The following is a 26,987-nucleotide window of genomic DNA, read 5'->3' on the forward strand; positions in this document are numbered from 1 at the left end:
GCGTTTTGCGCCAAGAATCTGCTTTCTCAGATCGCTTTGTTCCGGCCACAACCGCAACCGCTGGCTTTGTGTGGACGGGATTTAATCCTTGATAGTCACCGACTCTAAGAAATAGAAACCTCTTCAAAGAGATTATTTCTTGATTGGGAGAACCCCTCAGGTGTCTGTGAAAAGCCGGAAGATCGTCGATGTCCTGAACGGGAAGACGATTTCCCCTCCTCCCCTGTGGCTCATGCGTCAGGCCGGCCGTTACCTGCCGGAATACCGTGCAACGCGCGCAGCGGCTGGAAGTTTCCTCGATCTCTGTTATTCGCCGGAGCTGGCCACGGAAGTCACGCTCCAGCCAATCCGCCGCTATGGCTTCGATGCGGCGATCCTGTTTTCCGACATCCTCGTCATTCCCGATGCGCTCGATCGGAATGTCCGCTTCGAAGAGGGCCATGGGCCGCGTCTCGATCCGATCGATACCGACGGCATCTTCGCCCTGAAGTCGGACGGCGTGCAGCAGCACCTCACGCCGGTCACAGAGGCGGTGAGCCGCATCCGCCACGCCCTGCCCGAGGAAACCGCCCTGCTCGGCTTCTGTGGCGCCCCCTGGACCGTTGCGACCTACATGATCGCTGGCCACGGCACGCCCGATCAGGCGCCGGCGCGGCTGTTCGCCTATCGCGAACCGAAGGCCTTCGCGCGTCTACTCGACCTGCTTGCCGATCTCTCTGCCGATTACCTGGTCGCGCAGATCGATGCGGGAGCGGATGCCGTTCAGATCTTCGATTCCTGGGCCGGTGTTCTCGGCGAAAAGGAATTTGCCGACTATGCCGTCCGGCCGGTGCGGCGTATCATCCAGTCGGTCAAGGCGCGGCGGCCGCAGGCCAAGGTCATCGCCTTTGCCAAGGGGGCGGGCCTGCTCCTGAAGACCTATCGCCAGCAGACTGGTGCGGACGCGATCGGCCTCGACTGGTCGGTTCCGCTCTCCTTCGCGGCGGAATTGCAGAAGGAAGGGCCCGTGCAGGGCAATCTCGATCCGATGCGGGTCGTGGCCGGCGGAAACGCGCTCGACGAGGGCATCGATGCCATTCTCCAGGCGCTCGGCAACGGACCGTTGATCTTCAATCTCGGCCACGGCATCACGCCGCAGGCCGATCCGGAAAACGTGACGCGGCTGGTGGCGCGGGTGCGGGGAGACGTTCGGTGACCGACAGGCAGACGGGTGACGATACGGGACGCCGCGCACGGCTTCGCGCCGCCGCGGCCCTGACCGTCTTCGTCCTCGTGGCCGGCCTGCTGGTGCTCTTTCCGCCCGACGATCTCTATCTCTGGATCAAGGCGCTGCACATCGTGGCGGTGATTTCGTGGATGGCGGGCCTGCTCTACCTGCCGCGCCTGTTCGTCTATCACACCGATGCGCCTGCCGGTTCCCCGCAGTCGGAAACCTTCAAGGTGATGGAGCAGCGACTTTTCGGCACGATCATGCGGCCGGCAATGGCGCTTTCCTGGTTGCTCGGTCTCTATCTCGCATGGTCGGTCTACGGCTTCCAGGGCGGCTGGCTGCATGCCAAGCTCGCATTCGTGGTGCTTTTGACCGGCGTGCATGAATTCTACGGTCGCGCCGTCAAGGCGTTTGCCGAAGACAGGAACCGCAGGACCGGCCGGCAATGGCGCCTGTGGAACGAGGTGCCGGCGCTGCTGATGGTCCTCATCGTGATCATGGTCGTCGTCAAACCTTTGTGAGCCGCCGCGACAAATCGGACGAAATTCCAAAGCCCCCTTGCGAGCACGGGCCGGAACCGCTATTTTCCGCGCATCTCATCTTTCGTGGCATGTGTATTCGTTCAGTGAACTGCATTCTTCCCCTCGCAGTTCGTCCTTGACCCGCACGCCTTTTTCCATCCCGATGACCCGCAGCATGGACCATTCATGGCCGAAATGAAGCTACAAGACCTCAAGAACAAGACTCCGACCGACCTCCTAGCCTTTGCCGAATCGCTCGAGGTCGAGAACGCGAGCACGATGCGCAAGCAGGAACTGATGTTTGCCATCCTCAAGATGCTGGCCTCCCAGGATGTGGAAATCATCGGCGAAGGCGTCGTGGAAGTGCTGCAGGACGGTTTCGGCTTCCTGCGGTCGGCCAATGCGAACTACCTGCCGGGCCCTGACGATATCTACATCTCGCCTTCGCAGATCCGCCGCTTCTCGCTGAAGACCGGCGACACGGTGGAAGGGCCGATCCGCGGCCCCAAGGAAGGCGAGCGCTACTTCGCCCTGCTCAAGGTCAACACGATCAATTTCGACGACCCGGAGAAGATCCGCCACAAGGTTCATTTCGACAACCTGACGCCGCTCTATCCGAATGAGCGCTTCAAGATGGAACTGGACATTCCGACGTCCAAGGACCTCTCCCCCCGCGTTATCGACCTCGTTGCGCCGCTCGGCAAGGGCCAGCGCGGCCTGATCGTCGCGCCGCCGCGCACGGGTAAGACCGTTCTGCTCCAGAACATCGCCCATTCGATCACCGCCAACCATCCGGAATGTTACCTCATCGTCCTTCTGATCGACGAGCGTCCGGAAGAAGTGACGGACATGCAGCGTTCGGTGAAGGGCGAAGTGGTTTCCTCCACTTTCGACGAACCGGCAACGCGCCACGTCCAGGTCGCCGAAATGGTCATCGAGAAGGCCAAGCGTCTCGTCGAACATGGCCGTGACGTCGTCATCCTGCTTGATTCGATCACCCGTCTCGGACGCGCCTACAACACGGTCGTTCCGTCGTCCGGCAAGGTCCTGACCGGCGGTGTGGATGCCAATGCCCTGCAGCGCCCGAAGCGTTTCTTCGGCGCCGCGCGCAATATCGAGGAGGGCGGCTCGCTGACGATCATCGCGACGGCGCTGATCGATACCGGCAGCCGCATGGACGAAGTTATCTTCGAAGAGTTCAAGGGCACCGGCAACTCGGAAATCGTGCTGGATCGCAAGGTCGCAGACAAGCGTATCTTCCCGGCCATGGATATCCTCAAGTCCGGTACCCGCAAGGAAGATCTGCTCGTCCCGCGCCAGGATCTCCAGAAGATCTTCGTGCTGCGCCGCATCCTCGCGCCGATGGGCACCACCGATGCGATCGAGTTCCTCATCGACAAGCTGAAGCAGACGAAGAACAACGGCGATTTCTTCGACTCGATGAACACCTAACCATCGTTCGGGTGAACGACATCCGATGGTCCCGCCTCGTGCGGGGCCATTTTTGTTTGAGACCATATCGATTCTCGACCGAAACGAACCCTTTCGATTCGTATCCGGAATAGTTTAGATGCGTGCTGGAACCATTTTTGCTCTGTCGAGTGGCGGCTTACCCTCCGGGGTTGCGGTCATCCGCATCAGCGGACCGGATTGCCGCACCGCGGTGGCGCGGCTTTGCGGCGCGGTGCCCCCTGAGCGCCGGGCATCGCTGCGATCGATTCGAGACCGCAACGGTGACGTGATCGACCAGGGAATCGTGCTGTTCTTCCCGGGGCCCAACTCTTTTTCCGGCGAGGATTGTGCGGAACTGCAAATTCATGGCGGGCGCGCCACCGTCGCCGCCGTGCTTTCTGCCTTGGGCGCTATCGACGGTCTGCGTCCGGCGGAAGCCGGTGAGTTTTCAAGACGCGCTTTCCTGAATGGCCGCATGGACCTCGTCGAGGTCGAGGGTTTGGCGGACCTGATCGCCGCAGAGACCGAGATGCAGCGTCGTTTGGCAGCGGAGCAGGCGTCCGGCGGCTTGTCGCGCCTGTACGATTCGTGGGCGAAACGATTGACGCATGCGCGCGCGATGATCGAAGCAGAACTCGATTTCGCGGAGGAAGACGATGTGCCCGGTTCCGTCGCTGCGTCCATCTGGTCGGACATGCGCGCTTTGTCGCAAGACATCCTTAACCATACCGACGGCGCGCGTGTGGGCGAGATTGTCAGAGATGGCCTGAAAGTGGTGATTGCCGGCCCACCCAATGCCGGGAAGTCGAGCCTTCTCAATTATCTCGCACAGCGTGACGTCGCGATTGTCACCGATGTCCCCGGCACGACGCGCGATGTCCTGCATGTCGACCTCGATATCGGCGGTTATGCGGTTCGTCTCTACGACACTGCGGGTTTGCGGGAGACGGATGATGTGGTGGAGCGCGAGGGTATCCGACGCACCCGGCTTTCGCTTCAACGGGCGGATCTGGTCCTCCTGCTTTCCGACGATGATGTAACGGACGCGGCGGACTTCCTGGGAGATTTCAGTGGGCCATTTCTGCGCATTCGATGCAAATCGGACATCATGGGCGAGACTTTGCCGGATAGCGCGATCGATGCTATGATCTCCACCAAATCCGGTGACGGTGTCGACGACCTGATCGAGCGGATCAGAGCTTATCTGCCGACGCTCGAAGTCGGGAACGCTTTGGCATTGCCGACGCGCGCGCGGCACAGGGACGGTCTTGTGACCTGCCGGCAGCATATTCTGGCGGCGCTGGAAAATGTGTCCGCAGGTCTCGATATCCAGGCGGAGCATTTGCGTTTGGCGGGTCAGGCCCTCGGACGGATCACGGGCCGGGTCGATGTCGAGAATCTTCTTGACGTCATCTTCTCGGAATTCTGCATAGGAAAATGATTCACGTGAAACAGTACAACGTCTACGAGTCGTGTGACGCGTTTCACGTGAAACAGGTGGATGAACCATGACCACAAAAGATCATTACGACGTCATCGTTATCGGCGGTGGGCATGCCGGCATGGAAGCGGCCGCGGCGTCAGCGCGTTTTGGCGCGTCGACCGCGCTGGTCACGCACAAGGCGAGCACGATCGGCGTGATGTCCTGTAACCCGGCCATTGGCGGCCTTGGCAAAGGGCATCTCGTCAGGGAAGTGGATGCACTTGATGGGCTGATGGGCCGGGTCGCGGATAAGGCGGGCATTCAATTCCGCTTGTTGAACCGTCGCAAGGGCCCGGCCGTGCGTGGACCACGCACCCAAGCGGACCGGAAGCTGTATCGCGAAGCCATGCAAGCTGAAGCCGCTTGCATTGCAAATCTTGCTATTGTCGAGGGCGACGCCTTCGACATCGTCCTTGATCAGGGGCGCGTTGCCGCGCTGACCCTTAAAGACGGACGTTCCCTGTCCTGTCGTGCCGTGGTGGTTACCACCGGAACCTTCCTGCGTGGCCTTATTCATATCGGCAACGAAAAGATTCCGGCGGGACGTGTTGGGGAAGCCCCGTCCCTTGGTTTGTCGGCGACTTTTGAACGCCTGGGTCTTGCTCTGGGCCGTCTCAAGACGGGAACGCCGGCGCGACTGGACGGGCGCACCATCGACTGGGCGGCGGTCGGCCGTCAGGCTGCGGATGAGGAGCCCGTTCCCTTCTCCTTCATGACGGACCGAATCACGACGCTGCAGATCGAATGCGGGGTCACGCGCACGACATCAGCGACGCATCGCATTATCGAAGAGAACATCGGCAAATCCGCCATGTATTCGGGGCAGATCGAAGGTGTCGGGCCGCGCTACTGCCCGTCGATCGAGGACAAGATCGTCAAGTTCGGCGAGCGGGACGGACATCAGATCTTTCTGGAGCCGGAAGGCCTGGATGATCCTACCGTGTATCCCAACGGTATTTCGACGTCGCTCCCGGCGGACGTCCAGGCCGCGTTCATTCATACGATACCCGGGCTTGAGACCGTTACCATCCTCCAGCCGGGTTACGCCATCGAGTACGACCATGTCGATCCGCGCGAACTTTCTCCGACGCTGGAAGTGAAGCGCCAGGAAGGCCTTTTTCTTGCCGGCCAGATCAACGGCACGACCGGATATGAGGAAGCAGCGGCACAGGGTCTCGTTGCGGGCCTGAATGCCGCGCGCCGGGCCGCCGGTCGCGATGGGCACGTTTTCAGCCGGACGGACAGCTATATCGGCGTGATGATCGACGACCTGACCTCGCGCGGCGTCACGGAGCCCTATCGCATGTTTACCTCGCGGGCAGAGTATCGCCTCTCCCTGCGCGCGGACAATGCCGATGTGCGCCTGACGCCGCTTGGGATCGATCTCGGTATCGTCGGTCGCGAGCGGGAGGCCCGTTTTTCGGCTTGGTCCGACGCGATTCAGGCGCTACGCGGGACGTTGCACGCGCTGAAGCTATCCCCCAATGAGGCTGGGATTCACGGCATCCGCTTGAACCAGGACGGTGTGCGGCGCAGCGCCTATGAACTTCTCGCCTATCCTGACATCGATTATGCGCGCCTCGCGGCCGTCTGGCCTGAAGCGCTCGCCGATGTGCCTGCCCGCGTTTCCGAGGCGGTCGAAATCGAGGCGGCCTATGCGGTCTATATGAACCGGCAGGAAGCGGATATTTCGGAGGCGCGCCGCGAGGAGCAACGGCAGATTCCGGATGATTTCGACTTCAACACGCTGCCGGGCCTCTCCATCGAGCTGCGTCAGAAGCTGACGGCCGCGCGGCCTGCCAACCTGGCGCAGGCGGCCCGCGTGGATGGCGTTACCCCCGCCGCCCTCACCCTCCTGCTTGCTTATCTCAAACGCCTGGGTACCGAACCGGCGCAAAGAATTGCGAAGACATGACTGCACTTCCCCGGCTTTTACGCGATCTCGATGTTTCACGTGAAACTGAAGAGCGCCTGACGATCTTTGTCGCGCTGTTTCAGAAATGGGCGAAGGCGATCAATCTCGTCGCACCCTCCACGCTGTTGGAGGTCTGGAACCGCCATATCGTCGATAGCGCCCAGATTTACACCCTTCGACCGGGTGCGCGGATATGGGCCGATCTTGGTAGCGGAGGCGGCTTCCCGGGGATTGTCACGGGCATCCTGTTGGCCGGAATCGGTGACGGATGGGTGCATCTCGTTGAAAGCAACAACAAGAAGGCGGCGTTCCTGCGGACGGCGATCCTGGAAACGGGCGCCCGCGCGTCTGTTCATGCCATCCGCATCGAGCAGGCTCCTGCTGTCATCGAGCATTGTGATGCTATTTCGGCGCGTGCCCTCGCCGATCTCGATTTGCTGTTGGAATTCGGTTTGCCCTGGGCCGAACGAAATCCCGACCTCAGCTTTTTTCTGCACAAAGGCCGGGATTACCAGCGCGAGGTCGATAAAGCGCTTGGTCGCTGGAGATTCGATCTGGTAAAACATGCCAGTGTGGTCGAGCCGGATTCTGTCGTGCTCGAAATCGCAAAGCTTTCGCGACAACCTCAGTGAGACTGGCAGCGTCCATGATAGGCGAGAAGAACCGGATCATCACCATTGCAAACCAGAAGGGCGGCGTCGGCAAGACGACGACGGCCATCAACCTGGCGACCGCCCTCGCCGCCATCGGCGAACGGGTTCTGATCGTCGACCTCGATCCGCAGGGCAATGCCAGCACGGGTCTCGGAATTGACCGGCGCAATCGCGAACTCTCGTCCTACGATCTTCTGGTCGGCAGCCATGGTGTGGCGGAGACGGCGCTGGCGACAGCGGTGCCGAATCTCTCGATCATTCCGTCGACCATGGACCTGCTCGGTATCGAAATGGAAATCGCCCAGCAGAACGATCGGGTGTTCCGCCTCAAGCGCGCACTTGCATCGGCCGATGCGATGACTTACTCTTACGTCCTGGTCGATTGCCCGCCGTCTTTCAATCTCCTTACGATGAACGCGCTTGCCGCGGCGCATTCCGTTCTGGTACCGCTGCAGTGCGAGTTCTTCGCGCTGGAAGGTTTGAGCCAGTTGCTGGAGACCGTCGATCAGGTGCGTCGCACCGTCAATCCGCGCCTCGATATCCAGGGGATCGTGCTGACCATGTTCGATTCGCGCAACAATCTGGCGCAGCAGGTCGTCAACGACGTGCGCACACATCTTGGCGAAAAGGTCTACCACACGCTCATTCCCCGGAATGTGCGGGTGTCGGAAGCGCCGTCCTATGGTAAACCGGCCATTCTTTACGATCTCAAATGCGCCGGAAGCCAGGCTTATCTTCAGCTCGCTTCCGAGGTCATTCAGCGTGAAAGGCAGCGCAAGGCCGCCTGACATTCGTATCTGTGAGTAGAATCGATGAATGAAGACAACTCAAAGAGGCGGCTTGGCCGTGGACTTGCGGCCCTGATCGGCGAGATGGACCAGATTCCGGCCGCCGAGATTGGCGCCGCGCCATCGGTGAACCCCGATCGGCTCGTCCCCATCGAGTTTGTCGGGCGCAACCCTCGCAATCCGCGCCGGTACTTCGACGAGTCGGAACTTCAGGATCTTGCGTCCTCGATCCGCCAGCACGGCATCGTCCAGCCGGTGGTCGTGCGCAACACGTCCGACAACCGCTACGAAATCATTGCCGGTGAGCGGCGCTGGCGTGCGGCGCAGCTTGCGGGCCTCACGGATATTCCTGTCATCATCCGCGACGTCGATGACCGTACGGCGCTGGAAATCGCCATCGTCGAGAACGTCCAGCGCTCCGATCTCAACCCGCTTGAAGAAGCGATGGGATACGAGCTGTTGATCGCCGATCACGGTTATACGCAAAACGACCTCGGCGAAATCATCGGCAAGAGCCGCAGTCACGTGGCAAACAGCCTCCGCCTGTTGAAGCTGCCGGATCCTGTCAGGGAAATGCTGGCGTCGGGCACGCTTTCGGCGGGTCATGCGCGTGCGCTTGTCCCGACCTCCGACCCGGTCGCACTCGCCCGGGCGATTGTCGCCAAGGGCATGTCGGTGCGCGATGCCGAGCGTCTGGCGCAGAACGATATCAAGTCGCAGAGCGATCCGAACCACGGCCAGGCGCCGCGCAAGGACGAGAAGGATGCCGATACGCTGGCGCTGGAGCGCACGCTGTCCGATGTCCTGGGTCTCGACGTGACCGTCAACCACAAGGGCAATGGCGGGCACCTGAAGATTTCCTACAAAACGCTGGAGCAGTTGGAGGAAATCTGCCGGCTTCTGGAACGCCGGTAACTTTCTTAGCCGGATTCAACGCCGTGCGGATTGCAGCACCGTCGCCAGCAGGGTCTGCATGGCGATGGTGTCTTCCAGGGCCGGCCGCTGCCGGCTTTGCAGAATGGCGGCCTGCAGGCGCTGCGTTTCACGCCGGATTGCGGGCGACGCCCATGTCTTCAGCGCATTTTCCACGATCGGCTTGCGCCGGAAATGCAGATGGCGGCCGAGCGTTGCCATGGCCTGGGCGGACGGTGCCCGTTTCTCGTCCATTTCCGCACGCATCAGTTCCAAGAGCTGGAACTGCCTGAGGCAGCCCTGCAGCACGAGGAAGATGGGCGTTTTCGACGTCACGATCTTCTGGATCGCGTGGAGAAAACCGTCCTTGTCGCCCTTGAGGATGGCATCGATCGCGTCATCGGTGGAGATGGCGCTGGCATCCCCGACGATGTCCTCGACATCCTGCTCCTCGATGAGCTCGCGTCCGCGGCAGTAAAGCGCGAGCTTGCGCAGTTCGTTGCGGGAAGCTAATCGGTCGCCGCCGATTGTTTCAACGAGCCGCTGGCGTGCTGCGGGCGCAATACGAAGGCCCTCTGCTGCAAGCTCCTGATCGATCAGTGCCTGAAGCGCGCGTCCGTCATCGGCATAACACGGGATCGCAACGGCCTGGGATGCGGCTTCCGCCGCCTTCCGCAGGGCGGAACCCTTCTTCAGGTCGCCGGCCTCGACGATGAGTGTCGAGGGGCCGGGGGATGCGCTGGCCAGCATATCGATGGCGTCGGCGACGCCTTTCTCGCTTGCGGCATTGCGGACCCAGACGAGCCGTTCGCCGCCGAAAAGGCCGATGGCGTTCATCTCGTCCATCAGGCGCCCCGGTTGGCTGCCGATTTCGCCCGCATCAAGCTTCACGACGGAGAAGGCGTCATCGAGATCGACGCCGCTGGCTGCCGCGATTGCCGCCGCCCGCTCGGAGACCAGGCCCCTGTCGGGGCCGTAGATCAGAAAAAGCCGCACGGGCAACGGCCTCCGTTTCAGGAAGGCGTCGAATTCGTGCGACTTCACTTCCGCCATGACAGATCAGCGACGGCTGAGCGCCGTGGCGACGTCGGCGCGGATCAGCTCGGCAAGCTCGCGGGCGGCGCGGTTTTCCGCATCGCGAATGGCGCGGAGCTTGGCGAATTCCTGCCTGGGAAAGTCGACGAGGGCGATTGCGGAACGCTTTCCGGAGGTGATCGTTTCGCCCGTATCGACCTTCACCAGGGTGAAGGTTCCCGAAACGGTCGTGCGGCCCGCGCGCATCGTGTCGGTGGCGGGGTCGTTGAGCACGCCGCCCGTTCCCGCGGTGACGCCCAGGTCGAGCCGGTAGGCGGCATTCTGCGGCTCGCCCGCGCCGCCGGCGAAGAGGAAGATCAGGTCGTTGCGAACCTGCTGCCCGACGCGGTTGTTGATCTCCGGGATCGACACCGATGCAAGCTTGCCTTCCGTGCCGCTTGCCGTGGAGTAGAGGGGACGCACCTGGCAGCCGGCGACGGCGGCCAGAAGCAGGACGCCCGCGATGGTCTTTCCAAGCCGCGAGAAACCGGTTCCGTTAGACAACAACATTCACGATCCTCTGCGGTACGACGATGATCTTCTTCGGGCGCTGGCCGGCAAGAGCGGCCTGGACCGCCTCTATGGCCAGAACCGCGGCCTCGACCGCACTCTGGTCTGCGTCGCGGCTGATTGTCAAATCCGCACGCTTCTTGCCGTTGATCTGCACGGGCAGCGTGACTTCGTTTTCGGCGACGAGGCGCTCTTCGTATTCCGGCCACGCGCTCATGGCGATGAGGCCCTCGCCGCCGATGGCACGCCAGCATTCCTCGGCAAGGTGCGGCGTCATCGGCGCGACGATGCGGATCAGGATATCGACGGCGTCGCGCAGGGCGGCCACGAGGTCGTCCGAGGCCTTGCCGGCGGCGGCCGTGGTCAGCGGTGCGGCCAGCGCATTGACGAATTCGTAGATACGGGCCACTGCCTTGTTGAAGGCAAGCTTGTCGTAGTCGCCCTGGACGGCCTTCAGCGTGCGGTGCGCGACCTGCGATACGGCCAGTGCTTCGCCTTCTGCGCCCGGCCGGCCTTGCACGGCCTTCAGGGCCGGTGCGGCTTCGGACAGCAGGCGCCAGACGCGCTGAATGAAGCGGTGCGCGCCTTCGACGCCGGCTTCCGACCAGATCACGTCACGGTCCGGCGGCGAGTCCGACAGCATGAAGAAGCGGGCAGTATCGGCGCCGTAAGAGGCGATGATGTCGTCCGGATCGACCACGTTCTTCTTGGATTTCGACATCTTCTCGATCGAGCCGATGGCGATTTCTTCGCCGGATTCGACGTGGATCGCGCGCCGCCTGCCGTCGATATCCTCGATGCGGATCTCGGCCGGTGTTACCCATTCGCGCTTGGCACCCTCGCCGCGGCTGTAGGTTTCATGCACCACCATGCCCTGCGTGAAGAGGCCCTTGAAGGGTTCCTTGAGATCGAGATGGCCGGTCGCTTGCATGGCGCGAGTGAAGAAGCGCGAATAGAGCAGGTGCAGGATCGCATGCTCGATGCCGCCGATATACTGGTCGACCGGCAGCCAGGCATTGGCGGCCGCCGGATCGGTCGGATTGTTTTCCCACGGCGCAGTGAAGCGGGCGAAGTACCAGGACGAATCGACAAAGGTATCCATCGTGTCGGTCTCGCGGCGTGCATCCTTGCCGCAATTCGGGCAGGCCACGTGACGCCAGGTCGGATGGCGGTCGAGCGGGTTGCCCGGCTTGTCGAAGGTCACGTCGTCCGGCAGCTTCACCGGCAGGTCGGCCTTCGGCACGGGAACGACGCCGCAGTCCTCGCAATGGATGACCGGGATCGGGCAGCCCCAGTAGCGCTGGCGCGAAATGCCCCAGTCGCGCAGGCGGAAATTCACCTTGCGCTCGCCCACCGGCCTGTTGCCGAGCGTGGCGGCGCTGAGGCGGTTGGCGACGTCCTCGAAGGCTTCCCTGGTGTCGAGACCATCCAGGAAACGCGAGTTGATCATCACGCCGTCGCCGACATAGGCTTCGTCACCAATGGTGAAGCTCGCGGCATCCGCACCCTTCGGCATGACGACGGGCACGACTGGCAGGTCGTATTTGCGGGCGAAATCCAGGTCGCGCTGGTCGCCGGACGGGCAGCCGAAAATCGCGCCCGTGCCGTAGTCCATCAGCACGAAATTGGCGATGTAGACCGGCAGCTCCCATTGCGGGTCGAAGGGATGGCGCACGCGAATGCCGGTGTCGATGCCCTTCTTCTCGGCCGTTTCGAGCGCAGCGAGCGACGTGCCGGCGCGGCGGCACTCTTCGGCAAAGGCTTCGATAGCCGGATTCTGCGCGGCAGCGGCCTTGGCCCACGGGTGGTCGGCCGCGATCGCGATGAAGGATGCGCCGAACAGCGTGTCGGGGCGCGTCGTGTAGACGGTGATTTCGGGTGAGAGCTGCTCTTCGGCGCGCAATGCCGCCGCTGCGCGTTCGGTGTCCTTGACCACTTCCCAGCGGACCAGCATGCCTTCGGAGCGGCCGATCCAGTTGCTCTGCATCAGCCGGACCTTTTCCGGCCATTGGTCGAGCGTCTCCAGCGAATCGAGCAGATCCTGGCTGAAATCGGTGATGCGGAAGAACCACTGCGTCAGCTCGCGCTGTTCGACCAGCGCGCCGGACCGCCAGCCGCGGCCGTCGATGACCTGCTCGTTGGCGAGAACGGTATGGTCGACCGGATCCCAGTTCACCTTGGACTGCTTGCGGTAGACCAGACCCTTCTCAAGGAAATCCAGGAACAGGTGCTGCTGGCGCTGATAGTATTCGACGTCGCAGGTGGCGAATTCGCGTGACCAGTCGAGCGACAGGCCCATCGATTTCAGCTGGCCGCGCATGGTCGCGATGTTCTCGTAGGTCCAGCCCTTGGGATGGACCTTGTTCTGCATGGCAGCGTTTTCGGCCGGCATGCCGAAGGCATCCCAACCCATCGGATGCAGCACGTTATAACCGCGCGCGCGCTTGTAGCGCGCGACCACGTCGCCCATGGCATAGTTGCGCACATGGCCCATATGGATGCGGCCGGAGGGATAGGGGAACATCTCGAGGACGTAGTACTTCTCGCGCGGGTCGTCGTTGTCCGTCAGGAAGACGTTTTCATCGTTCCATTTTGCCTGCCAGCGGGGTTCGGCATCGCGCGGGTTGTAACGTTCGGTGGCCATGTCTTTGATGTTCCGGAAGTCTTTTGGGAGTCTTGGAGGGCGGTTCGCCCCTGCGAATATGGTGTCGAGACCTTCATCATGAAACCACCGAAGCGTCAAGTTTTCCGGGCTTGCGGCGCTTGGCAAGGCGTGCCGTTTTCGCTAGGTCCGGGGTCTGGATGCCCGCGCATGCCGTTTCCGCAGATTTGCCCTTTAAATCCGCCCGGCCTGCCTTCGCCGATGGAGAGTGATCATGGAACTTGAGGACCGTCTCGAAGAGGTGCGCAGCCGCGTGCGCAAGGCCGCAAGCGAGGCTGGCCGCAGGCCCGAGCAGGTCACGCTGGTCGCGGTATCGAAGACCTTCGATGCCGATGCGATCCGGCCCGCCATCGCAGCCGGGCAGCGCGTCTTCGGTGAAAACCGCGTGCAGGAAGCGCAGGGCAAGTGGCCGGAATTGCGCGCGCAGACGGCCGGCATCGAGTTGCACCTGATCGGCCCCCTGCAATCGAACAAGACGGCGGATGCCGTTGCCCTGTTCGACGTGATCGAGACGGTCGACCGGGAAAAGATCGCGCGCAGCATCGCCGACGAGATGAAGCGGCAGGGACGGGCGCTGCGGCTTTACGTGCAGGTCAATACGGGGCTCGAGCCCCAGAAAGCCGGCATTGCGCCTGATGATACCCTCTCCTTCGTGACCTTCTGCCGCGAGGAGCTGGGCCTGACCATCGAGGGCCTGATGTGCATTCCGCCGGCGGATGAAAATCCCGGGCCGCATTTTGCCCTGCTGGCCAAGCTTGCTGCCCGCTGCAGCCTCGACCGGTTGTCGATGGGCATGTCGGGTGACTACGAGGTCGCCATCGGTTTCGGCGCGACCAGCGTGCGCGTCGGTTCGGCGATCTTCGGCACGCGCTGAGAAACGGCGTCCAGGCATACCGGCCGTCCATCTCAGGCTTTGGTCTGGCTTTGCGATGGTATCGCCCTCCCCTATTCTTCCTCTCGGAGGAACCGGCCGCGGCCGGGCATGTGGGAGAAGACGATGCAAAAGACCTATGCCGAGATCTATCGGGCGTGGAAGGACGATCACACGCGTCACTGGGCCGAGGCCGCGCGGGCGATAGACTGGTTCACGCCACCGGATGCGATTTTCGACGAGCGGCAAGGTGTCTATGGCCGCTGGTTTCCCGATGCCACCGGCAATACCTGTCACAATTGCGTGGATCGCCACATCGCGGCCGGCCGCGGCGACCAGGTGGCGCTGATCTATGATAGCCCGGTGACCGGCCGCAAGGCGATCTACAGCTACGACGGCCTGCTTTCGAATGTCAGCGCCATGGCGGCCGTGCTCCTCGATCACGGGGTAGAAAAGGGCGACCGCGTCATTCTCTATATGCCGATGATCCCGGAAGCCGTGTTCGCCATGCTGGCCTGCGCGCGTATCGGTGCGATCCATTCCGTGGTCTTCGGCGGCTTTGCGGCGAGCGAGCTTGCGACGCGCATCGACGATTCGTCGGCCAAGCTGGTCGTCTCGGCAAGCTGCGGCGTCGAGCCGAACCGGCTGGTGGCGTATAAACCGCTGCTGGATGCCGCCATCGCGCTGGCCCGGCACAAGCCGGCGCGATGCCTCGTGTTGCAGCGGCCGGAACTGACGGCCGAGCTCGATCCCGCGCGCGATGTCGATCTTGGTCCGGCGCTCGCTGCGGCCCGGGGCCGGACGGTCCCCTGTGCGGATCTCGCCGCAACCGATCCGCTTTATATTCTCTACACTTCGGGCACGACCGGCCAGCCGAAGGGCGTCATCCGTGACAATGGCGGGCACATGGTGGCGCTCGCCTGGACGATGCGGGCGCTGTACGGCGTCGAACCCGGCGAGGTCTATTGGGCGGCCTCGGATATCGGCTGGGTCGTCGGCCATTCCTATATCGTCTATGCGCCGCTGCTGAACGGCAGCGCGACGGTGCTCTATGAGGGCAAGCCGGTCGGCACGCCGGATGCCGGCGCCTTCTGGCGCGTGGTCGAAGAGTACAGGGTCTCGGTGCTGTTCACCGCGCCCACCGCCTTTCGCGCCATTCGCAAGGAGGACCCGGAGGGCGTTCTCGTCAAACGGTACGATCTTTCCAGCCTGCGGGCGCTGTTTCTGGCGGGCGAGCGGGCCGATCCCGATACGGTGCGCTGGGCGGAGGCCGTGCTCGGCGTGCCCGTCATCGATCACTGGTGGCAGACGGAAACCGGCTGGGCCATCGTCGGCAATCCGCTCGGTCTCGACCGGCTGCCGGTGAAACATGGCTCGCCCACCGTGCCGATGCCGGGCTACGAGCTGCATGTGCTCGACGATGCCGGCCACGCGGTGGCGCCGGGCACGCTCGGCAACATCGCCATCAAGCTGCCCCTGCCCCCCGGCTGCCTTCCGACATTCTGGAACGCCGATGCGCGGTTTCGCGAGGCCTGTCTTTCGGAGTTTCCCGGTTACTACAAGACGGCGGATGCCGGCTATGTCGATGAGGACGGTTACGTCTTCATCATGTCGCGCACAGACGACATCATCAATGTCGCCGGCCATCGCCTTTCGACGGGGGCGATGGAGGAAATCTGCGCCAGCCACCGGGACGTCGCCGAATGTGCGGTCATCGGCGTGACCGACGCGTTGAAGGGGCAGATCCCGGTCGGCTTCCTCGTTTTGAAGAGCGGTGTTTCACGTGAATCATCGGAGGTGGAACAGGAGGTGGTTGCTATGGTGCGCGAGCGGATCGGCCCCGTCGCCGCCTTCAAGACGGCGATCTGCGTGAAGCGGCTGCCGAAAACCCGGTCGGGCAAGATCCTGCGCGGTACCATGCAGAAGATCGCCGACGGGCAGGATTGGACGATGCCCGCGACCATCGATGATCCGGCCATCTTGGACGAGATCGCGCAGGCGCTTTCGGAGCGCAGGATCTGCTGAGACGCAAACCCCGGTTGGCAGCCGGGAGCCTGAAGGTGCCGGAGACAAAAAAACCGGCCGCTTTTGGCGACCGGTTTGTCAATTCGATTTGACGACGGCTCAGAAGTTGTCGTCTTCGTCCTCGTCCGGCGTGGACGACTTCAGCGACTTGAGCTTGGCGAAGACGGCGTCGGCGTTGATTTCCTGCTCGTCCTCGCGGTCGGTGCTGTAGGGCAGCTTTTCCGTTTCCTGGGCCGATTCGAGGGTGGCGCCGAGTTCGGCGGCGGTCGGCAGCGGACGGCCCTTGGAGGCGCGCTCGACTTCCAGGTCCAGATCGATCTGCGAGCACAGGCCGAGCGTCACCGGGTCCATCGGCGCCAGGTTGGCCGAGTTCCAGTGGGTGCGGTCGCGGATCTGCTCGATCGTCGACTTGGTGGTGCCGACGAGACGCGAGATCTGCGCATCCTTCAGTTCCGGATGGTTGCGCACCAGCCAGAGAATGGCGTTGGGACGATCCTGACGCTTGGAAACCGGCGTGTAACGCGGGCCCTTACGCTTGGACTCTGGAACGCGAACCTTCGGGTCGGAAAGCTTGAGCTTATGGGCGGGATTGGCTTCCGCGCGGGCGATCTCGTCGCGCGAGAGCTGGCCGGTGGCGATCGGGTCGAGGCCCTTGATGCCCTGGGCCGATTCGCCGTCGGCAATGGCCTTCACTTCGAGCGGGTGCAATTTGCAGAATGTCGCGATCTGTTCGAAAGACAGCGCCGTGTTGTCGACCAACCAGACCGCGGTCGCTTTTGGCATGAGGAGCTGCTGAGCCATGCATATAGTCCTTCTGTCCGTCCGCGCCGGGGTCGCGGGCCGTGGGTCGTAAACCACAATGTTCCGGGAATTCGGCCCTCTATAACCTCACTGTCTCAGAAATGCAATTCTTCAAGCACAAATGACCTTTTGTCTAATTGCCGGAAGGATTTGACCTGATATGAATGGTGCCGGAATGGCCGGGGCCGGAGGAAAAGCGGTGTCCCGCGCATGCGCAGTGAGGAGGAATCCATGTCCGCAAAGACCTATCCGGTCCTGAAATCCGCGAAAAGCCGTACGCTGATCGACAACGACACCTATCAGAAATGGTATCGCGAAAGCATCGAGAACCCGGAGCGTTTCTGGGACAAGCACGGCATGCGGATCGACTGGTTCAAGCCTTATACGAAGGTCAAGAACACCTCGTTTACCGGCAAGGTCTCGATCAAGTGGTTCGAAGACGGCATCACCAACGTCTCCTACAACTGTATCGATCGCCACCTGAAGGCGCATGGCGACGATATCGCCATCATCTGGGAAGGCGACAACCCGTATATCGACAAGAAGATCACCTATAACGAGCTTCACGAACACGTCTGCCGCATGGCGAATGTGATGAAGAAGCACGGCGTGAAGAAGGGCGATCGCGTCACCATCTACATGCCGATGATCCCGGAGGCAGCCTATGCCATGCTCGCCTGCGCGCGCATCGGCGCCATCCATTCTGTGGTCTTCGGCGGCTTTTCGCCGGATGCGCTGGCAGGCCGCATTGTTGACTGCGAATCGACCTTCGTCGTGACCTGCGACGAGGGCGTGCGCGGCGGCAAGCCGATCCCGCTCAAGGAAAACACCGACACGGCGATCGATATCGCCGCCAAGCAGCATGTCATCGTCAACAAGGTCCTCGTCGTGCGCCGCACCGGCGGCAAGACCGGCTGGGCGCCGGGCCGCGACATCTGGTACCACAAGGAAGTGCTGACCGTGCCGCGCGATTGTCCGCCGGCGAAGATGAAGGCGGAAGATCCGCTGTTCATCCTCTATACATCGGGTTCGACCGGCAAGCCGAAGGGCGTGCTGCACACCACCGGCGGCTACCTCGTCTATGCCTCGATGACGCACAAATACGTCTTCGATTACCAGGACGGCGATATCTACTGGTGCACGGCCGATGTGGGCTGGGTGACCGGCCATTCCTATATCGTCTACGGGCCGCTCGCCAACCGCGCGACGACCGTGATGTTCGAAGGCGTGCCGAATTTCCCGGATGCCGGCCGCTTCTGGGAGGTGGTCGACAAGCACAAGGTCAACATCTTCTATACCGCACCGACCGCGATCCGCGCGCTCATGGGCGCCGGAGACGATTTCGTGAAGCGTTCATCGCGTTCGTCGCTGCGGCTGCTCGGCTCGGTCGGCGAGCCGATCAACCCCGAGGCCTGGGAATGGTATTACAACGTGGTCGGCGAAGGCCGCTCGCCGATCGTCGATACGTGGTGGCAGACGGAGACCGGCGGCATCCTCATCACCCCCCTGCCCGGCGCGACGGAGCTGAAGCCCGGCTCGGCGACCCGGCCCTTCTTCGGCGTCAAGCCGGAACTGGTCGACAATGAGGGCCGTGTGCTGGAGGGCGTCGCCGACGGGAACCTCTGCATCACCGACAGCTGGCCGGGCCAGATGCGCTCGGTCTATGGCGATCACAAGCGCTTCGTCGAAACCTACTTCTCCACCTACAAGGGCAAGTATTTTACCGGCGACGGCTGCCGCCGCGACGAGGACGGCTACTACTGGATCACCGGCCGCGTCGATGACGTGCTCAACATTTCCGGCCACCGCCTCGGCACGGCGGAAATCGAATCGGCGCTCGTCTCGCACCATCTCGTGTCGGAAGCGGCCGTCGTCGGCTATCCGCATAGCCTCAAGGGCCAGGGCATCTACTGCTATGTCTCTCTGATGGCCGGCGAGGAAGGCAACGATGCCTTGCGCCAGGACCTGGTCAAGCACGTCCGCAAGGAGATCGGCCCCATCGCGACTCCGGACAAGATCCAGTTCGCGCCGGGCCTGCCGAAGACCCGCTCGGGCAAGATCATGCGCCGCATCCTGCGCAAGATCGCCGAGGACGATTTCGGTTCGCTGGGCGACACCTCGACGCTCGCCGATCCCGCCGTCGTCGACGACCTGATCGCCAACCGCCAGAACAAGGCGGGCGGCTGAGAAGCGGACGTTACTACAAAGCGAGACGGCGGCCGATCGGCCGCCGTTTTCGTTCGGGAGATGCTTGCAGGGGTATTGAGTGAGGCAACGCCCCTCCACCTCTCTTACGTCATCCTCGGGCTTGACCCGAGGATCTTCCATACCCGTACCGTCAGTATGACGGAGAAGATGTTGTGGCAGGATGCACGACGGAGCGGATTCCTGAGCCGGCTTCCCAAACCTCAGAAGTCGATGGCGCGGCCCTTGATTTCCCAGTCGCCGAAGCGGGCGGGGTCTTCGCCGCCGCGGCCGCCGATCTCGGGTTGCCGCTCGACCGGGGCGGCCGCCTTGCGTCGCTCTTCGGCTTCCTTCAGGGCGCGCTGCGCCGCGGGCGGGAGCACCTTGCGGCCATCCGAATGATTGTCGTTGTCGCTTTCCATGAAAACCGGCATCCTCCAGGGATATTGAAGACGTGCTGTTGGTTCACCATCATATAGGAGCGTGAGCGCGCTGTGGAAAGCGCTGATTCACGTGAAACATTCCCTTGACACGGGGAATTGTCAGGCAAGCACACGATTTTACGGGAGCCGGAAACGCATGAACATCCTTCGCACAGCCATGCTTCTCGCCTTCATGACGGCGCTTTTCATGGGCGTGGGTCTGCTCATCGGCGGCAAGGGCGGCATGATGATCGCGCTCCTCGTCGCGATCGCCATGAACTTCTTCTCCTATTGGAATTCCGACAAGATGGTGCTGTCCATGTACGGCGCCAAGGAGGTGGATGAACGCTCGGCGCCGGAATATTACGGCATCGTGCGCGATCTCGCCAAGCGGGCGGGCCTGCCCATGCCGCGCGTCTTCGTCATCAACAGCGAGCAGCCGAATGCCTTTGCGACCGGCCGCAACCCGCAGAACGCCGCCGTCGCCGCCTCCACCGGCCTTCTTCAGGCGCTGAGCTATGAGGAGGTCGCCGGCGTGATGGCGCATGAACTGGCGCATATCCAGAACCGCGATACGCTCACCATGACGCTGACGGCCACGATTGCCGGTGCGATCTCCATGCTGGCGAACTTCGCGATGTTCTTCGGCGGCAGCGGCAACCGCGAGAACAACAATCCGCTCGGCTTCATCGGTATTCTCATCGCCATGATCGTCGCTCCCTTCGCCGCGATGCTGGTGCAGATGGCGATCAGCCGCACGCGAGAATATTCCGCCGACAAGCGCGGCGCGGAAATCTGCGGCAACCCGCTCTGGCTCGCCTCGGCCCTGAAGAAGATCGCCATGGCTGCGGGCCGCATTCCCAATGATGCGGCCGAGCATAACCCGGCGACGGCGCATATGTTCATCATCAATCCGCTGTCGGGCGAGCGCATGGACAACCTGTTTTCGACCCATCCGAACACGGAAAACCGCATCGCCGCGCTGCAGGAATTGGCCCGCGGCATGCAGGCGCGCTCGACGGAATCGGTCCGGACTGATAATGCCTCGCGCAAATCGCGTTCCGTCCCGACCACCGGCTGGGGACGCGGTGGTTCCGAACCACCCAAGGGTCCCTGGTCTTGAACGACGACATTCGCAGAAAAAAACCGCATCCCAACCGTCATCGTGGCAAAGGCGCTCAAAAGCCTGCGCCGGTGGATGATCACGTCGAAAAACCGGGCCTGCGTGCCCGGCAGGCGGCGGCCAAGATCCTTGCGGCGGTGGTCGACCGCAGGACGTCGCTCGACGGGATGCTGGATCCCGAAAACGGCAATCCGGCCTATCGGCAGCTGAACGACGCCGACCGCGCGCTCGTTCGCGCTATCATCAATACGGCGTTGCGCCATCTGCCCCGCATCGAGGCGATCCTCGATACGCTCGTCGGCACGCCGCTCCCGGACGGCGCCCGCGCGCTGCATCATGTGCTGACGGTGGCCGCCGCGCAGATCCTCTATCTCGACGTGCCCGATCATTCCGCCGTCGACCTCGCCGTCGAACAGGCGCAGCTCGATCCGCGCAACCGCCGTTTCGCCAGTCTCACCAATGCCGTGCTGCGCCGCCTGTCGCGCGAGAAGGCAACGCACCTTGCGGCCACGCAGGCGCTGCCGGTCATTCCGGCCTGGTTCTACGAGCGGCTGATATCGGTTTACGGCGAGGCGCATGCCGCCAGCATTGCCGATGCCGTGCTGGAACCCTCCGCCATCGACCTCACCGTCAAATCGGATCCCTCTGGCTGGGCCGGCAAGCTGGGCGGGCTCGTCCTGCCGACCGGCTCCGTTCGCCTGCCTGCCGCCTCCGGCGCCATTCCGGCGCTCGAGGGTTTCGAGGTGGGAGAATGGTGGGTGCAGGACGCCGCTGCCAGCCTGCCGGCCAGGCTTTTCGGTGACCTCGCGGGCAAGCATGTCGCCGATCTGTGCGCCGCACCGGGCGGCAAGACCGCGCAGCTTGTGTTGGCCGGTGGCGCCGTGACGGCGCTTGACCAATCGGGCAACCGGCTTCGGCGGCTGGAAAGCAATCTGGCGCGGCTCGGCCTTTCCGCGACAACGCTGGAGGCCAATATGGCGGATTTCCGCCCCGAGACGCTGTTCGATGCCGTACTGCTTGATGCGCCGTGCTCCTCGACGGGCACGATCCGCAAGCATCCCGACGTGCTCTGGACCAAGGGGCCGGAGGATATCGAAAAGCTGGCACGCCTGCAGGAACGCCTGCTGCGCCACGCGTTGACGCTGGTGAAACCGGGCGGCGATCTCGTCTTCTCCAACTGCTCGCTCGATCCCGCCGAGGGTGAGGACATGATCGACCGGGTGCTGGCGGACAATCCGGACTGGCGGCTCATTCCCGTCGACGCGGCGGACTGGCCCGGCCTGGAGGAGGCGATTTCGCCGCGCGGCGAATTCCGCACCACGCCCGCCATGCTGCCCGCGACCGCCGGCCATGCCGGCGGCGTCGATGGCTTCTATGCGGTCCGGCTGCGCAGAAACGGCTGATCCCCCGCATATTGCCGTCATCAACAGTCCATCAGCAGGCGATGAATTGACGCCGCTCCTCTCCTCGGCCTACCTATAGGCTTGGAGGCATTTGTTAACCATGCAGCTTTCCGACCGCCAACGGCTTCTCTATCTGTATCTGCGTGAGGGTTGGCGCCGCTTCTCGCGAAGGCTTGCGCTTGGCAAGATCAGCGCCGTGCGCTTTTCCGGCGGCGCGCCGGACCGCCTCATCGTCGCGCCGACCGACCTGCACCCCGCCGATTCCTTCGCCGGCGAAGAGATCACCGCCGGTCGTTTCCCGCTTGCCGGTCGCATATTGGATTGCGAGGGCGAATCACCCTTCGCGCTGGAGCTCCCGTCCGAGGAATTCGCCGTCCGCCTGCATTCCTTCGGCTGGCTGCGCCATCTGCGGCTCGTCGATCCCGACAAGGCGGCGCATACGGCCCGCTTCATCGTCGATGACTGGCTGCAAAGCCACGGCCGTGTCATCGGCGGGCTTGCCTGGCGCCCGGATGTCGCGGCGCAACGCATCATCGCCTGGCTGTCCCATTCGCCCGTCGTGCTGAAAGACGCGGATTATCCGTTCTACCGCCGGTTCCTCAAGAGCCTTGCCTTCCAGGTGCGTTACCTGCGCCATGTCGCCGATACGACGCGGGACGGCGAGCCGCGGCTTCGCGTGCGCATCGCGCTGGCCATGGCCTCGATCGCCATGCCCGCGACCGCGTCCAAGATGCGCAACGCCGCCCGCAATCTCGATGCGGAGCTGGATCGGCAGATCCTGCCGGATGGCGGCCATTGCTCGCGCAATCCGCGGGCGGCACTCGACCTGCTGCTCGACCTGCTGCCGCTGCGACAGACCTATGTCAATCTCGGCCACGACATGCCCTTGCAGCTCATCCCGAGCATCGACCGCATCTATCCGGCCCTGCGCTTCTTCCGCCACCAGGGCGGTGAACTCGCGCTGTTCAACGGCGCGACCTATACGCTCGCCAACGAACTGATGTCGGTGCTGCGCTACGACGAGACCGGCGGCGTCCCCTTCAAGGCCCTGCCTTCGATCAACTACGACCGGCTCGCCGTGAAGGAGACGGTGGTGCTGATGGATACCGGCATGCCGAAATCCATCGATCTCTCCGCGACGCATTCCGCCGGCACGCTTTCCATCGAGATGTCGTCGGGCAAGAACCGTTTCATCGTCAATTCCGGCCGGCCGCGCTTTGCCGGCGATGCGATGCGCCAGATGGCGCGCATGACGGCGGCGCATTCGGTCGCGACCCTCAACGACACCTCGTCGTCGCGCATCTCCACCTCCCGCTTCCTCGGGCCGATCATCATCGGCGGCGTCAGCAAGGTGAATGTCGCGCGCGCAGAGCGCGATTCCGGCGCCGACGGCATCACGGCGAGCCATGACGGCTATCTCCAGCGCTTCGGCCTGATCTACGAGCGGGATATCTTCGTTTCCGCGTCGGGCATGGAAATCCGCGGCAGGGAGCGCTTCTTCAAGCCGGGCGCGCCCGGTGCCGCCATCGACAAGGGCACGGCCGTCGTGCGCTTCCACGTCCATCCGAACATCCAGCTCTATCCGGCTTCCGACAATGAGGTGCGGCTGGTCGCGCCCGATGGCGAGGCCTGGGCGCTGACCTGCCTCGATATCGGCATCGAGGAGGAGGAGGATGTGTTCTTCGCCGATCCCTCGGGCGTGCGCGCGTCGCGCCAGCTGACATTGACCATGCTGCTTGCGGAGACACCGGAAGTCCAGTGGTCGCTGGCGCGTCGGCGCTGAGCTTTTCTCATTCGAGGTTTTCTCCGGGCGGCGCCTGTGTTAACGGGGCGCATGACCATCCGGCCCCCTCCTCCCGGGCCGTCAGAACGGAGCGCCCAATGGCCGTTGTTTCCAAGAAGATCCCCGCCCCCGATCGTGTTGCCGTGCGCACCGCGCTGCTCTCCGTCTCCGACAAGGCCGGCGTCGTCGCGCTCGCCAAGGCGCTTGCCGACAAAGGCGTTCGTCTGCTCTCGACGGGCGGTACGCACAAGGCGCTCAGCGATGCCGGGCTTGCCGTTACCGACGTTTCCGAGGTCACGGGCTTTCCGGAAATCATGGACGGTCGCGTGAAGACGCTTCATCCTTCGGTTCATGGCGGGCTTTTGGCGATCCGAGACGATGCCGAGCATGTCGAAGCCATGAAGGCGCATGGCATCGGTGCCATCGACCTCGCTGTCATCAACCTCTATCCGTTCGAGGACGTCCGCGCCAAGGGCGGCGACTATCCGACGACCGTCGAGAACATCGATATCGGCGGCCCGGCCATGATCCGCGCCTCGGCCAAGAACCACGCCTATGTCACCATCGTCACCGATCCCGCCGATTACGAGGCGCTGATCGCGGAACTGGCTGACGGCACGACTTCCTATGCCTTCCGCCAGCGCATGGCGGCGAAGGCCTATGCGCGCACCGCCGCCTATGACGCCGCGATCTCCAACTGGTTCGCCGAAGCGCTCGACATCGCCATGCCGCGCCATCGCGTCATCGGCGGCGTGCTGAAGGAAGAGATGCGCTACGGCGAAAACCCGCACCAGAAGGCGGGCTTCTACGTGACCGGCGAAAACCGCCCCGGCGTCGCCACCGCGACGCTCCTGCAGGGCAAGCAGCTTTCCTACAACAATATCAACGATACGGATGCCGCCTTCGAACTGGTCGCCGAGTTCCTGCCGGAAAACGGCCCGGCCTGCGCGATCATCAAGCACGCAAACCCCTGCGGCGTCGCCACCGGCAAAACGCTGAAGGACGCCTATGCCCGGGCGCTGGCCTGCGACCCGGTCTCCGCCTTCGGCGGTATCATCGCGCTCAATTCGACGCTGGACGGCGAGACGGCGGAAGAGATCGTCAAGCTGTTCACCGAGGTCATCATCGCGCCGGATGCGGATGAAAAGGCCCGCGCGGTGATTGCCGGCAAACCCAATCTGCGCCTTCTCGTGACGGGCGGCCTGCCCGATCCGCGCGCGCCGGGCTTGTCTGCCAAGACCGTTTCGGGTGGCCTCCTGGTGCAGAGCCGCGACAACGGCGTGGTCGAGGACCTGGAGCTGAAGGTCGTCACCAAGCGGGCGCCGACCGAACAGGAGCTGATCGACATGAAGTTCGCCTTCAAGGTGGCCAAGCATGTGAAGTCGAATGCCGTGGTCTATGCCAAGGACGGCCAGACGGCCGGCATCGGCGCCGGTCAGATGAGCCGCGTCGATTCGGCCCGCATCGCCGGCCTGAAGGCCGAGGAAGCCGCCAAGGCCATGGGGCTTTCGCAGCCGCTGACGCGCGGCTCGGCGGTGGCGTCGGAAGCCTTCCTGCCCTTTGCCGACGGCCTGCTCTCCGCCATCGCCGCCGGGGCCACGGCCGTCATCCAGCCCGGCGGCTCGATGCGCGACGCCGAAGTCATCGCCGCGGCCGATGAGGCGGGCGTTGCCATGGTGTTCACAGGCATGCGCCACTTCCGCCATTGATCCTTACCCGGATTCTCGGTCCGGATGGAGACGCCCCGCTTGCGGGGCGTTTTGCGTTTCAGCGGGTGACTTCGGCGGCGGGATAAGGCGTGCGCAGCAGGAGCAGGAAACCGGCTACAAGGAAGACGATCAGCGCCATCATGCCCAGGCGTGCCGAGCCCGTCGCCGTGGTGACGAGGGCGACGGAGAGCGGCGCCAGGAAGGATGTGGCGCGGCCTGAAAGCGCATAGAGCCCGAAATAACGGCCCGCCTCGTCCGGGTGGATGCTTTGGGCGAGATAGGAACGCGCAGACGCCTGGACAGGGCCGAATGCGAGCCCGATCAGCAGGCCGTAGAGGATGTAGGCCTTTTCCGCAGCTGTGCCGAACAGCCCGCCGGTACTCTCGACGGACAGCGGGACGAGACCGAAGAGCGTGAAACCCGGTCCCGTCGAGACGATGCCGATCGTCGCCATCGTCAGGCAGACGAGACTTCCGATGACGACGGCCTTCGAGCCGAGGCGCTTGTCCAGCCGGCTGGCATAGAGGCAGCCGCCGATGGCGACGACATTGAGGATGATGCCGTAGATGCCGAGCTCGAAGGTCTGCCAGGCGAACATGCCGGCGGCGAAGGTGCCGCCAAGCGCGATGAGGCCGTTGACGCCGTCCTGGTAGACCATGCGTGCGATGAGAAAGCGCAGGATGCCCGGCCTGCCGCGAAGATCGCGCAAGGCCGCGGTGAGGTCCGCGAAGCCTGCGCGAACGGCGTGTGCGATCGGCAGGCCCCTGCTCTGGTCCGGCGTGAAGAAGAACATCGGCAGGATGAAGACGAGATACCAGATCGCCGAGATCGGTCCGGTGATGCGGGCATCCTCGCCGGTCGCGGGATCGATCCCGAATATCGGCCTGATGCCGAGGACCGTCTCGCCCGTTACGGGATTTGCGGCGATCAGCGCGATGACCACGATCAGCACGATCATGCCACCGAGATAGCCGAGGCCCCAGGCAATGTTGGAGATGCGGCCGGTATCGGCCGGGCTCACCAGCCGCGGCATCATGGAATCGTTGAAGACGATCGAAAATTCCGCCGCGACGGTAGCGAGCACGATCATCGCCATGGCGAAGGCGAGGCTGCTGCCCGGCACGGCCAGCCAGAGCCCCATGAGGGAGAGGATCTTCACCACGGCGAAGGCGGCGATCCAGGGTTTTCGGGCGCCCGAGGCATCGGCGATCGATCCCATGACGGGCGCCAGCAAGGCAATCACGATGCCGGCGATCGTCAGCGTGTAGCTCCAGGCCGCCTGTCCCGCGACCGGATCGTCCGTCAGGCGCGCGACGAGATAGGGACCGAAGATGAAGGTGGTGATGACGGTGAAAAACGGCTGCGCCGCCCAGTCGAACAGCATCCAGCCGGTGATGCCGAGGCGGCTTGCGCGCGGCGCGGCGGTTTTCGTGTCCATGCTCATCGCCCCTCCTTTGCCGGGGCGATGATGCGCCCGTCCTCAAGC

The 26,987-nt window shown here is 63.4% G+C and carries 21 protein-coding genes; 15 read left to right on the top strand and 6 right to left on the bottom strand.

Going from position 1 to position 26,987, the window contains the following annotated elements; all coding sequences use genetic code 11:
• Window positions 1–232 precede the first annotated feature (232 nt).
• The 8 genes from hemE (at window position 233) to GR158_RS15650 (ending at window position 8,937) form a co-directional block, all read left to right on the top strand.
• Complete coding sequence (gene hemE, locus GR158_RS15615) at window positions 233–1,195, top strand: uroporphyrinogen decarboxylase (protein WP_246665678.1); 963 nt, start codon at window positions 233–235, stop codon at window positions 1,193–1,195.
• Window positions 1,192–1,731, top strand: coding sequence for a protoporphyrinogen oxidase HemJ (gene hemJ / locus GR158_RS15620; protein ID WP_160871704.1), 540 nt, complete (start codon window positions 1,192–1,194; stop codon window positions 1,729–1,731). Before hemE ends, hemJ begins: the two co-directional genes overlap by 4 nt.
• A gap of 186 nt (window positions 1,732–1,917) precedes the next feature.
• On the top strand, window positions 1,918–3,183 hold the full coding sequence (gene rho / locus GR158_RS15625; RefSeq protein WP_134648524.1) for a transcription termination factor Rho: 1,266 nt from the start codon (window positions 1,918–1,920) through the stop codon (window positions 3,181–3,183).
• A 118-nt stretch (window positions 3,184–3,301) separates the two neighbouring features.
• Window positions 3,302–4,624, top strand: a complete 1,323-nt coding sequence (gene mnmE / locus GR158_RS15630; protein ID WP_160871705.1) for a tRNA uridine-5-carboxymethylaminomethyl(34) synthesis GTPase MnmE — start codon at window positions 3,302–3,304, stop codon at window positions 4,622–4,624.
• 67 nt (window positions 4,625–4,691) lie between these two features.
• Window positions 4,692–6,581: a tRNA uridine-5-carboxymethylaminomethyl(34) synthesis enzyme MnmG gene (gene mnmG / locus GR158_RS15635; RefSeq protein ID WP_160871706.1), complete on the top strand. Its 1,890-nt coding sequence runs from the start codon at window positions 4,692–4,694 to the stop codon at window positions 6,579–6,581.
• A complete protein-coding gene (gene rsmG / locus GR158_RS15640) occupies window positions 6,578–7,213 on the top strand; it encodes a 16S rRNA (guanine(527)-N(7))-methyltransferase RsmG (RefSeq protein ID WP_160871707.1) in 636 nt (211 codons plus the stop codon). Before mnmG ends, rsmG begins: the two co-directional genes overlap by 4 nt.
• Window positions 7,214–7,227: 14 nt before the next feature.
• Complete coding sequence (locus tag GR158_RS15645; RefSeq protein ID WP_134648516.1) at window positions 7,228–8,022, top strand: ParA family protein; 795 nt, start codon at window positions 7,228–7,230, stop codon at window positions 8,020–8,022.
• A gap of 24 nt (window positions 8,023–8,046) precedes the next feature.
• Window positions 8,047–8,937 (top strand): ParB/RepB/Spo0J family partition protein, encoded by an 891-nt coding sequence (locus tag GR158_RS15650; protein ID WP_160871708.1) that lies wholly within the window; start codon window positions 8,047–8,049, stop codon window positions 8,935–8,937.
• Window positions 8,938–8,952: 15 nt separating this feature from the next.
• On the opposite strand, the gene holA is transcribed toward GR158_RS15650, so the two are convergent.
• From holA to leuS, 3 genes are read right to left on the bottom strand one after another with little or no spacing between them, the layout of a single operon-like run.
• Window positions 8,953–9,987 carry a DNA polymerase III subunit delta gene (gene holA / locus GR158_RS15655; protein ID WP_160871709.1) on the bottom strand — a complete coding sequence of 345 codons (1,035 nt, stop codon included), beginning with the start codon at window positions 9,985–9,987 and terminating at the stop codon, window positions 8,953–8,955.
• Between the two features lie 6 nt (window positions 9,988–9,993).
• Complete coding sequence (gene lptE, locus GR158_RS15660; RefSeq protein ID WP_160871710.1) at window positions 9,994–10,518, bottom strand: LPS assembly lipoprotein LptE; 525 nt, start codon at window positions 10,516–10,518, stop codon at window positions 9,994–9,996.
• Window positions 10,505–13,162: a leucine--tRNA ligase gene (gene leuS, locus GR158_RS15665; protein WP_160871711.1), complete on the bottom strand. Its 2,658-nt coding sequence runs from the start codon at window positions 13,160–13,162 to the stop codon at window positions 10,505–10,507. Before leuS ends, lptE begins: the two co-directional genes overlap by 14 nt.
• Window positions 13,163–13,394: 232 nt before the next feature.
• On the opposite strand from leuS, the gene GR158_RS15670 reads away from it, so the two are divergent.
• Complete coding sequence (locus GR158_RS15670; RefSeq protein WP_160871712.1) at window positions 13,395–14,054, top strand: YggS family pyridoxal phosphate-dependent enzyme; 660 nt, start codon at window positions 13,395–13,397, stop codon at window positions 14,052–14,054.
• 123 nt (window positions 14,055–14,177) lie between these two features.
• A complete protein-coding gene (locus tag GR158_RS15675) occupies window positions 14,178–16,076 on the top strand; it encodes a propionyl-CoA synthetase (protein ID WP_160871713.1) in 1,899 nt (632 codons plus the stop codon).
• Window positions 16,077–16,175: 99 nt separating this feature from the next.
• Here the strand turns inward: GR158_RS15675 and GR158_RS15680 are convergent, their stop codons facing one another.
• On the bottom strand, window positions 16,176–16,877 hold the full coding sequence (locus GR158_RS15680) for a DUF1013 domain-containing protein (RefSeq protein ID WP_134648504.1): 702 nt from the start codon (window positions 16,875–16,877) through the stop codon (window positions 16,176–16,178).
• A gap of 231 nt (window positions 16,878–17,108) precedes the next feature.
• On the opposite strand from GR158_RS15680, the gene acs reads away from it, so the two are divergent.
• Entirely contained in the window at window positions 17,109–19,064 is a 1,956-nt protein-coding gene (gene acs / locus GR158_RS15685; RefSeq protein ID WP_134648502.1) for an acetate--CoA ligase, read from the top strand.
• A gap of 221 nt (window positions 19,065–19,285) precedes the next feature.
• Here acs and GR158_RS15690 read toward each other — a convergent pair whose 3' ends face one another.
• Window positions 19,286–19,483 (bottom strand): DUF1674 domain-containing protein, encoded by a 198-nt coding sequence (locus tag GR158_RS15690; RefSeq protein WP_160871714.1) that lies wholly within the window; start codon window positions 19,481–19,483, stop codon window positions 19,286–19,288.
• Window positions 19,484–19,640: 157 nt separating this feature from the next.
• On the opposite strand from GR158_RS15690, the gene htpX reads away from it, so the two are divergent.
• The 4 genes from htpX to purH all read left to right on the top strand — a co-directional run bounded on the left by htpX (window position 19,641) and on the right by purH (window position 25,501).
• The gene (gene htpX / locus GR158_RS15695; RefSeq protein ID WP_160871715.1) at window positions 19,641–20,606 is read left to right on the top strand and encodes a zinc metalloprotease HtpX; all 966 of its coding nucleotides are present in this window, start codon (window positions 19,641–19,643) and stop codon (window positions 20,604–20,606) included.
• Complete coding sequence (locus GR158_RS15700; RefSeq protein WP_160871716.1) at window positions 20,603–22,009, top strand: RsmB/NOP family class I SAM-dependent RNA methyltransferase; 1,407 nt, start codon at window positions 20,603–20,605, stop codon at window positions 22,007–22,009. The genes htpX and GR158_RS15700 overlap by 4 nt, the downstream gene beginning before the upstream one ends.
• Window positions 22,010–22,109: 100 nt before the next feature.
• A complete protein-coding gene (locus GR158_RS15705; protein ID WP_160871717.1) occupies window positions 22,110–23,792 on the top strand; it encodes a heparinase II/III family protein in 1,683 nt (560 codons plus the stop codon).
• Window positions 23,793–23,890: 98 nt separating this feature from the next.
• Window positions 23,891–25,501 carry a bifunctional phosphoribosylaminoimidazolecarboxamide formyltransferase/IMP cyclohydrolase gene (gene purH / locus GR158_RS15710; RefSeq protein ID WP_160871718.1) on the top strand — a complete coding sequence of 537 codons (1,611 nt, stop codon included), beginning with the start codon at window positions 23,891–23,893 and terminating at the stop codon, window positions 25,499–25,501.
• Between the two features lie 58 nt (window positions 25,502–25,559).
• On the opposite strand, the gene GR158_RS15715 is transcribed toward purH, so the two are convergent.
• On the bottom strand, window positions 25,560–26,939 hold the full coding sequence (locus GR158_RS15715; RefSeq protein ID WP_246665672.1) for an MFS transporter: 1,380 nt from the start codon (window positions 26,937–26,939) through the stop codon (window positions 25,560–25,562).
• Window positions 26,940–26,987: the final 48 nt, after the last annotated feature.

This window comes from Shinella sp. AETb1-6, from assembly GCF_009826875.1.
GTDB lineage: Bacteria > Pseudomonadota > Alphaproteobacteria > Rhizobiales > Rhizobiaceae > Shinella > Shinella sumterensis.